Source organism: Wenjunlia vitaminophila DSM 41686 (genome assembly GCF_000380165.1).
In the GTDB taxonomy this organism is placed as follows: Bacteria; Actinomycetota; Actinomycetes; order Streptomycetales; family Streptomycetaceae; genus Wenjunlia; species Wenjunlia vitaminophila.
Genome location: NZ_KB904702.1, coordinates 211,767 through 220,158, shown reverse-complemented (window position 1 = coordinate 220,158; position 8,392 = coordinate 211,767). Strand labels below are relative to the sequence as shown.

General features: G+C 72.4%; 7 protein-coding genes. 3 read left to right on the top strand and 4 right to left on the bottom strand.

Features of this window, described 5'->3' with window-relative positions; all coding sequences use genetic code 11:
- Nucleotides 1–452: 452 nt before the first annotated feature.
- Complete coding sequence (locus tag A3IG_RS0123060; protein WP_407701039.1) at nucleotides 453–1,424, bottom strand: YihY/virulence factor BrkB family protein; 972 nt, start codon at nucleotides 1,422–1,424, stop codon at nucleotides 453–455.
- A gap of 415 nt (nucleotides 1,425–1,839) precedes the next feature.
- Between A3IG_RS0123060 and A3IG_RS0123055 the strand changes: the two genes are divergently transcribed.
- Nucleotides 1,840–2,940: a beta family protein gene (locus A3IG_RS0123055; RefSeq protein WP_018385961.1), complete on the top strand. Its 1,101-nt coding sequence runs from the start codon at nucleotides 1,840–1,842 to the stop codon at nucleotides 2,938–2,940.
- Between the two features lie 253 nt (nucleotides 2,941–3,193).
- Nucleotides 3,194–5,614, top strand: a complete 2,421-nt coding sequence (locus A3IG_RS0123050) for a SpoIIE family protein phosphatase (protein WP_018385960.1) — start codon at nucleotides 3,194–3,196, stop codon at nucleotides 5,612–5,614.
- Nucleotides 5,615–5,636: 22 nt separating this feature from the next.
- Here A3IG_RS0123050 and A3IG_RS0123045 read toward each other — a convergent pair whose 3' ends face one another.
- The 3 genes from A3IG_RS0123045 to A3IG_RS0123035 all read right to left on the bottom strand — a co-directional run bounded on the left by A3IG_RS0123045 (nucleotide 5,637) and on the right by A3IG_RS0123035 (nucleotide 7,102).
- Nucleotides 5,637–5,954, bottom strand: a complete 318-nt coding sequence (locus A3IG_RS0123045; RefSeq protein ID WP_018385959.1) for a hypothetical protein — start codon at nucleotides 5,952–5,954, stop codon at nucleotides 5,637–5,639.
- Between the two features lie 323 nt (nucleotides 5,955–6,277).
- Entirely contained in the window at nucleotides 6,278–6,442 is a 165-nt protein-coding gene (locus tag A3IG_RS33885) for a hypothetical protein (protein ID WP_018385958.1), read from the bottom strand.
- A gap of 117 nt (nucleotides 6,443–6,559) precedes the next feature.
- Nucleotides 6,560–7,102: a hypothetical protein gene (locus A3IG_RS0123035; protein ID WP_018385957.1), complete on the bottom strand. Its 543-nt coding sequence runs from the start codon at nucleotides 7,100–7,102 to the stop codon at nucleotides 6,560–6,562.
- Between the two features lie 205 nt (nucleotides 7,103–7,307).
- Here A3IG_RS0123035 and A3IG_RS0123030 point away from each other — a divergent pair, with 205 nt between their 5' ends.
- Complete coding sequence (locus A3IG_RS0123030) at nucleotides 7,308–8,210, top strand: nuclease-related domain-containing protein (RefSeq protein ID WP_018385956.1); 903 nt, start codon at nucleotides 7,308–7,310, stop codon at nucleotides 8,208–8,210.
- The last annotated feature ends 182 nt before the right edge of the window (nucleotides 8,211–8,392 follow it).

Genomic DNA, 8,392 nt, shown 5'->3' with positions numbered 1-8,392 from the left:
CTCCCGCGGGGGGCGGGGCTCAAACGCACCGGACAGAACGGGCAACTGGGCTGATAAGCCGCAGCGCCTCAACCTTTGTAGCCGCCGGCTCCCCACCCGCACAAGACCCCCCTGCTACGACCACCGGCCGTAGCAGGGGCACCGGGAATACCGCCCCCACCCGCCTGACCACACCCCGGCCGCGCCCCGCGCCCACACCCCCGGGGCCTCCCGCTGACCGGCCCGGGCCAGCGTTCTCCTACTCCACCTCGTAGGGCACCGCACCCCGGTGACGTTCCTCACGGTGACCACTCGAAAAACCCTCAGGGGCATCGACACGGGACCTCCCGCCACCACTCGACGACCCGCCACCGAACCCACACAGCACACACCCCCCGCATCCGAACGGATGCGGGGGGTGTGCGGACGCTCGGGGGCGTCGAGCCCTGGGGAACAGGGAGCGGCGCGGGCTGTCAGAGCTTCCTGGTGTCCCGGGGCTCGGCGTACGGCTCCTCACCCGGTGGGTGGCCGCCCTGGATGGCGCGGCCGCGCTCCAGCTCCGCGTTGAACTCCAGGCCGAGCAGGATGGCGAGGTTGGAGATCCACAACCAGACCAGGAAGATGATGATCCCGGCGAGGCTGCCGTAGGTCTTGTTGTAGTTGCCGAAGAACGCCACGTACAGCGCGAAGGCCACGGACGCGACGATCCAGATGAGGACGGCGAGGAGGCCGCCCGGGGAGACCCAGCGGAACCCGCGTTTGACGTTCGGGGACGCCCAGTACAGCAGTGAGATCACGAAGCTGAACAGGATGACCATCACCGGCCACTTGGCGTAGTTCCACACCATGACCGCGGTGTCACCCACGCCGAGCACGTCGCCGGCCTTGCGGGCGAGGCTGCCGGTGAACACCACTCCGATCGCCATCAGGGCCAGCAGTACGACCACCACCGCGGTGATGCCGAGACGGGTGGGCAGCGTCTTCCACGCGGGCCGGCCCTCGCGGATGTCGTAGACGGCGTTCGAGGCGCGCATGAACGCCGCGACGTAGCCGGAGGCCGACCACAGGGCCAGCACGATGCCGACGACCAGCCCGGCGCTCGCGGGCCCCTGCTTGTTCTTCAACTGCTCGAGCGCGCTGGTGAGGATGTCGCGGGCGGCGCCCGGAGCCAGACTGCTGACGTTGTCGATCAGGGAGTCGATGTCGGAGGCGCCCAGCAGCCCCACGATCGACGTCAGGGCCAGCAGGGCGGGGAAGATCGACAGGATTCCGTAGTAGGTCAGGGCGGCGGCCCAGTCGGACAGGTTGTCCTCCCTGTACTCCTTCACCGTGCGCTTGAGTACGGCGACCCAGGACTCCCGGGGCATGTCCGTCGGCGCCCCGGGCGGCGTCGGCGGGCCCTGTGCGGGGCGGCCTCCCTGGTCACCGCTGTTACTACCAGCCACGGTGTGACACCACCTCTCGCCGTCGCTGTTCGGTGGGGACCGCGACCGCGGTGCCCAGTGGTGCGGTGGTCACCGGGCAACGGGTAGCTCTGCCCGTGTCGCGCCGGCGACCACCAGGGCTCGGGTAGCCAATGAGTTGATGGGTCAAACGGGGAGCGCGAAGGCATCACGGGGCGGCCACCGGATGCGGGCGCGCGCTCGCCCTGAGTGATCGGGCCGTGGGTGGGCGAGACGCCCGAGAGGTACGCGGCGGCGGGGCGCCCCGTCCACCGGTGGGCTGGTCACCCCGATCCGTCCGGTCAGAGCTGGTTACGGCCACCTGGCCGGAGTGATGCTCTTTTCGGCGTCGAGGGTTCCCCCTCACCCTGCCACCAGGAGCGGTACGGCAACGCGGCAGGACGGAGGGGAAGCCGCGATGGTGGAGCCGATCTACGTACCTGTCCTGCCGACGACGTCGTCCGCCTGCTCCGCGTTCCGGGACCTGGACCCGTGGATCGGTCGGCGGATCGCTCCGCTGTGGACCGTGGTCCCGCGCGTCGGGCCCCAGCGCGTCCGCGGGGTGTGCCCGCCGGACGACCCCGAGACCAGTGAGAAAGCGTTGCAGGAGTGGCTCACCAAGCGCGTGGACGGCGTCGTCAGGGCCATGGGGGGTCGCGGCGGCTGGCTGGACGCCACCCACGTCGAGCGGGTCGAGCGGGGGGCCGCCACCAGCCTGTGGAGGGTGGCGACGCGCAGCGGACTCCGCCTGGTGACCGGCCCGGAACGGGACCCTCGGCACCAGCGCCACATCGCCGACCTCGCCCTCGCCGGCCAGCGCGGCCTCGGCATCCGCGTCCTGCTGGACCAGGCGCCCGACGAGGCCCGTGCGGCGGAGCTCGACGACATGGTCCGGCGGCTGTGCCTCGTCGGGTCCCAGACCGACCTCCTCCTGGACCTGGGCCCCGTCACGGACCCGCAGGAGGCGCAGAAAACGGCGCTGACCGCCCTCGACCTGCTCGGCACCCTGTTCCCCTGGCGGAGAGTGGTCCTCACCTCCGGGGCGTTCCCCCTGACCTGGGGTGGCCGCGACGCCTGGCCCGTCCGGCTGACCCCGCGACTGGACTGGTCGCTGCACCAGGCGGTGGCCGCGGCACGCCCCCTGTACCCGAGGAGGGTGGTGTACGGCGACTACTCGGTGGAGCACGCGCTGAGGGCCAACACCGCCGACACCGGCAGGTCCTCCCGGGTCCTGGTCCGGTACACCACGCCGGACGACTTCGCCACGGCCTGGGCACCCCTGGACGGGGTGGCCCGCGCGGAACGCGCCCGTCGCGGCAGGGCCACGGTCCGCTCGGTGGTGGACGCCGCGTTCTTCCGCGGCGGCGGCGACCACGGGGACAGTGAGGCGGAGCGCTGGATGTACCGGTGCGCGCACGGCGAGGGCCCGCAGGGCTCGGGCAACGCCCACGGGCGGGTGTGGGCGGGCCACGTCCAGCACCTGACGTTCGTGGTGAACCAGCTCACCGGGCGGCGGTGACCCGAGCCCCGGGACCCCCGACCCCCGTGCCCCGACCCCCGACCCCCGTGCCCCGACCCCCGAGCTCCGGGACTCCCGACCCCCGACCCCCGTGCCCACCGTCGGGCCGCACGTGCTCCGGACCGACCCGTACATATCGAGCCCCGTTCGGGGAACCCAGGTGACCGGCGACACAGCGCCCGCTGGTCGCCGGCCCGCAAGCAGGAGGACCGGACAACGACAGGCGCGACGCCTGGCCCACGGGAGCCGACGCATGGACACCAACCCCGGCGGTGCGGACGACCGCGAATCGCTCCTCGATTCCCCGGCCGTCCTGGTGGTGGACGCCAGGGGCGTGGTCACCGGCTGGTCCGCCGGAGCCGTCCGGCTCCTGGCGGGCACCGTCGAAGAGGCTGGGGGACGCCCCTTCTCGGAGCTCGTCCAGGGGACGCCCTCCGAGCGGCCGGAAGGCGTCCCGGCGTCGGGTCGGGTGCGCCTGCGCCGCGGAGCGGGCGACACCATCGACGTCGAGCTGCACGTGGTGCCCATCGGAGCCACAGGAACCCACCTGGTGCTGATCGCCCCCGCCGACAGCGCGGAGGAACAGGCGCAGGGCGTTTCGCTGATGAGAGCCCTCTTCGCCCAGAGGCACCTGGCGCTGGCCATCTTCGACACGGACCTCAGGCTGCTCCGGATCAACATCACCGAGGAGACGTTCGGTCTCAGACCCCCGCCGGTCGGCAGCAGGATCAGCGACGTCATGTACGCGCGGGACGCGGAGGCCATCGAGGGCGTGCTGCGCCGGGTGCTGGACACCGGGGTGTCGATCACCGAGAGCCTGCATCCGGTGCGCAGTCCGAGGTTCCCGGGGCGGACCTGGGTCTTCTCCCTGTCCGCGTTCCCGCTCCAGGACGGACGCGGGAGACCGAGCGGGGTGGCTGTGGTCTTCGACGACGTCACCGAACGGGAGAAGGTCCGCCGTCACCGGGACATCCTCCAGCACGCCGCCGCACGGATCGGGTTCTCCCTCGACATCACCGAGACCGCGCAGGCCCTGGCCGACGTCGTCGCACCCGACCTGGCCGACCTGGCGTCGGTGGACCTCGCAGAACCCGTCCTGGAGGGCGACGAACCCCTGCCGCCGCACGGCCGGGGGGTGAGGGACCTGGCCCGGGTGGCCACGGCGTCGGCTTCGGGAGAGTGGCCAGCAGGGATGCTCCAGGCGGGAGAGACGTACCCCCAGCCCCTGCCGGAGGAGCACGTCGTGCAGAACATGGAGTCAGGGCGGGCCGTCATCACCGACCGGGCAGCCGCCGTCAGGGAACTCGGTGGTGCGGAGTCCCTGGTCGATCTCTTCCTGCCCGATGGGGCGCATTCCTTTCTTGCCGCACCGCTGTACGCGCGCGGTCTCCTCCTGGGCACCGTCACGGCCTACCGGACCGAGCAGTCCGACGTCTTCGAGCAGGACGACGCCGACCTGCTCAGTGAGATCGCCTCCCGGGCGGCGCTCGGCATCGACAGCGCCCGCCGCTTCGTCAGCGCCCAGCGGGCGGCGGTCGCCCTGCAGGAGCGGCTGCTGCCCTCCGCCGTGACGAGCACGTCGGGGGCGGAGACCGCCGCGGTGTACCGACCCGCCGCGGGCCCGGCGGGTATCGGCGGTGACTGGTACGACGTGATTCCCCTGCCGTCCATGCGTCTGGCGTTCGTGATCGGTGATGTCATCGGCCGGGGCCTTCCGGCGACCGCGGCCATGGGGCGTCTGCGTACGGCGATCCAGGCGTACGTGGATCTGGAGTTGCCGCCCGAAGAAGTGCTCACCCACGTCGAGGACCTGGTGCAGCGCCTCGCCGCGGAGGCGCCCGAGGAACACCGCGACACCATGGGCGCGACCTGCCTGTGCGCCGTGTACGACCCGACGACCGGCCGGTGCACCTTCGCCAGTGCGGGCCAGCCGCCGCCCGTCCTCGTGGGTCCGGACGGCACGACCTGCCTCGTTGACGTCTCCCCCGGCCCGCCCCTGGGCGTCGGCGGCGTGCCGTTCGAGCCGGTCACCGTGGACCTGGAGCCGGGCAGTGTGCTCGCCCTCTACACCGACGGCGTGAGTCGGGCGGTGGACGGCGACATCGATCACGGGATACGCCACCTCCAGGAAGGGCTCGCGGAGGCGGTGCGGTCCGGTGCGCCCCTGCAGGAGGTCCCCCACAGGGTCCTGGTGACTCCCCGCCCCTCCCTGCCGCAGGACGACATGGCGTTGCTGTTGGTGCGCACGAAGGTCGTGAGCGCCCAGGACGTGGCCTGCTGGCAGTTCGCCGCGGAGCCGGACTCCGTCGCCGGGGCCAGAGCCATGGTGGCCGAGCAACTCGGAGCCTGGGACCTGGAGCAGCTCACGTACACCACCGAACTCGTGGTCAGCGAGCTGATGACCAACGCGATCCGGTACGCCGGCGGCCCCGTGACGCTCCGGCTGCTCCGCGAGCGGGTGCTCATCTGCGAGGTCAGCGATCCGAGCAACACCCAACCCCGCCTGCTCAGGGCCAGGGAAACCGACGAGGGAGGGCGTGGGCTGTTCATCGTCGCGCAGTGCACCACCCGGTGGGGGAGCCGCTACGGCCACAAGGGCAAGACGATCTGGACCGAGCAGCCCCTCAACGGAATGGCCGAGCAGTTCGCCACGGCCCTCCCCGGGACGTGGTGAGCACGGCCGGTGTCCCGGCGCGTCAGGCGGTGGCCGTCTGCCTGGGGCCGCAGCGCAGGGCGTTGCGGAACTCCACGCAGGCCCGGAACGAGAAGGTCCTGCCCTCGCGGTAGTTCCTCCTGACCACGGCCTGGGTCCCGGAGCCACCCCGGTGGTACTTGGTCCAGCCGAAGCTGGTCTTGACGGCCACCGCGTGGCCGTCCGCACACCGGTCCTTGACGTACCAGGAGTCACCGTCGGACGCGAAGCCGACACTGGCCCGGATGCCCGTCCGGCAACCGTCGCTCTGGTAGTGCGCCCAGTACCACCGCTGTTTGGCCGTGCTCGTCTGGGGCGGCACAGCCAGTACCGTCGCTGCGGCCAGGCCGACCGCCAGGATTCCTCGTGCAGACCGCAACCCGCGCAACGTCTTGCTCCGTCCTCCCCCTTCGGCCCCCGTCCTTGCGGACGCCGCCGGACCGACGGTGGGTTGGTCCAACCAGGATGTGAGACCGGTCACTCCGATGTTCGCGGTCTCGGGACCGCGTGGCCGTTCGGGCCGCGCGCCGGGACGCGGGCGCCTGATCCGGGTGGAAACGTCCGCGCCGTCCGAGAGGTATGACGTCCACGGTCCCGTTCCGGATCCACGCGGCGGGCCAGGTCGTCCCGCCGCGCGGGCGTCGTTCAGCGCCGCAGGTCCACCTGGAGCAGACGTTCGGACACGGCGAATCCCCGTCGGCGGTACGTCGGCACCGCGACGAGGCAGCGGTGAGAGGGTGCGTTCTCCCGCGCCCACTCCACGAGGTGCCGCACGAACTCGTCGCGGGGCGTTCCGGGTTCCCCGTGCACCTCCCCCCCACCGCCGGCGCAACTCGGCGACGGCGGGGAGGTCATCGGGACGGGCGGTGCGGATCGTGATGGGAGGCACGCGGAACATGGTGACGACGGAGCACGCCCCGCGGACCGCTACTCGCCGCCGTCCTCGAAGCAGGCGTCCAGGACGGTGTCGAGTTCCCTCTCCCACTCCTTGAGGAGCTTCCTCGCGGGCGCCTCGACGTCGTTCTCGTACCAGCGACGGTTGGTGGTGTAGACGGTGACGGAGAACCGGCGGCCGAACCGCGGGGTGTCGATCTCCACCGCGCCGACCTCGTCCCAGGAGAACTCGGCCTCCTCGCCGTCGAGCCGGAGCCTGATGCCGCGGCGGTCGGCCGTGATCGAGGCGCGGCGGTCGGAGACCTTGAAGACCGGGCCCTCCACCGCCTCGTCCGACGGCTTCTCCTCCGGCTCCGGGCCCTGGTCAGAGCCCGACGCGGACGCGTCCTCGCCCTGCTCCTCCGGCTCGTCCCGGTCGTCGTCCTCGACGGCCGCATCGTCCGGTCGGTCCGCCGACTGGTCCGCGGTCGCCTCCTCCGGTTCGCCGGGCGGTGGGGGAGTGATGCCCGGGACATGGGCCGGGTCAACGCCGGCCGCGGGTATGGGTCGGATGACGGGATCTGTGCGCTGCTCCACGGCGCGCAGTATCGCTCATCAACGAGCCAGGGCAAACAGGCAGTTCTGTTCCGCCACTGTTGATCAAGGGTTCCCGCGGCGAACGGGCAGCGAACGGTGGCCCGTTGGCCCGGGGTGCCCTTGCGCCGGCCGCGGGGGTGCTGTTCAGATGATCATTCGCCCGTCGAGGGGGCGGCGCGCAGGGGAACGGTGTCGGAGGTGGAGGATGAGTGGCTTACGGGTCACCGCCTGGAAGCGGTACGGGCACGACCGGTTGTACGTGAACCTGCCCGACGGGAGCAAGGTCGCCTGGCTGGACCGGGCGTCCGGGGAACTGCACCTGCTCGCAGAGGAGCACCGGGGCGCGGTGCTCGACGTGCTCGCCCCCCACCTGCCCCACCTGCCCGACCTGACCGAGCCCCGGACCGACCCGGTGCCGCCTCCGGCCGTCCCGGCCGGAACCCCGGTTCCCGCTGGAACCCCGGTTCCCGGGCCGCCCGCCGGGCCGCCGCCGCGGGCGGAGGACGACCTCGCGGCGAACCGGCCGGGTGAGGCGCTGCGGGCGAAGGTGGACGAGGTCACGCCCGGTTTCTGGCGCGCGCTGCTGGCGAGGCTGCTCCGCCGGCGGACGGAGGCGGACAGTTGGCGCAGGGGGCTGGCCGGGGAACGGAAGGTCGGCGCCGAGCTCGAGCGCCTGACCTCGCGCGGCTGGCGGGTGCTGCACTCGGTTCCGCTGCCGCGCAAAGTGGACATCGACCACCTGCTGATCGGCCCCGGCGGGGTCTTCTGCGTCAACACCAAGTGCCACCCCGGGGCACGGGTGTGGGTCGGCGACGAGGCGGTGAAGATCGGCGGGCAGGCGTACCCGTACGTGCGCAAGAGCCGCGCCGAGGCGGAACGGGCGTCGAGGGCACTGACCCGGGGGTGCGGGTTCCCGGTGCCGGTGACGCCGGTGCTGGCGTTCGTCGGTGTGGACGGGTTGACCACGGTGCCGTCCCTGCACGACGTGCGGGTGTTCCGGGAGCGGGAGGTGGCCGCGCTCGGACCCCTCGCCGGGGTGTGGGCGCCCGGCGAGGTCGAGGCGATCCACCGGGTGGCGCGCGACGCCAGGACCTGGGCGGACGCCTGACAACTACTCCCTGGGCGAGCGGGCTGACGTGTGGGCGGGTGGCTGGGCGGCCGGTGGTCCGGTCCGGGGTCGTCGGACCTCGGGACCGCCGGCAGCCCACGGGTGGGACCGCCGGCGGGGGAACGGGGTTCGCCGAGGGCAGAACCCCACCCCCTTCCCGCCGGGGACGACGCTTCTACCCT

Excerpts from the sequence above, each read along its gene's own strand:
- A3IG_RS0123055 (WP_018385961.1), top strand. The coding sequence starts at position 1,840 with ATGGTGGAGCCGATCTACGTACCTGTCCTGCCGACGACGTCGTCCGCC.
- A3IG_RS0123050 (WP_018385960.1), top strand. The coding sequence starts at position 3,194 with ATGGACACCAACCCCGGCGGTGCGGACGACCGCGAATCGCTCCTCGAT.
- A3IG_RS0123030 (WP_018385956.1), top strand. The coding sequence starts at position 7,308 with ATGAGTGGCTTACGGGTCACCGCCTGGAAGCGGTACGGGCACGACCGG.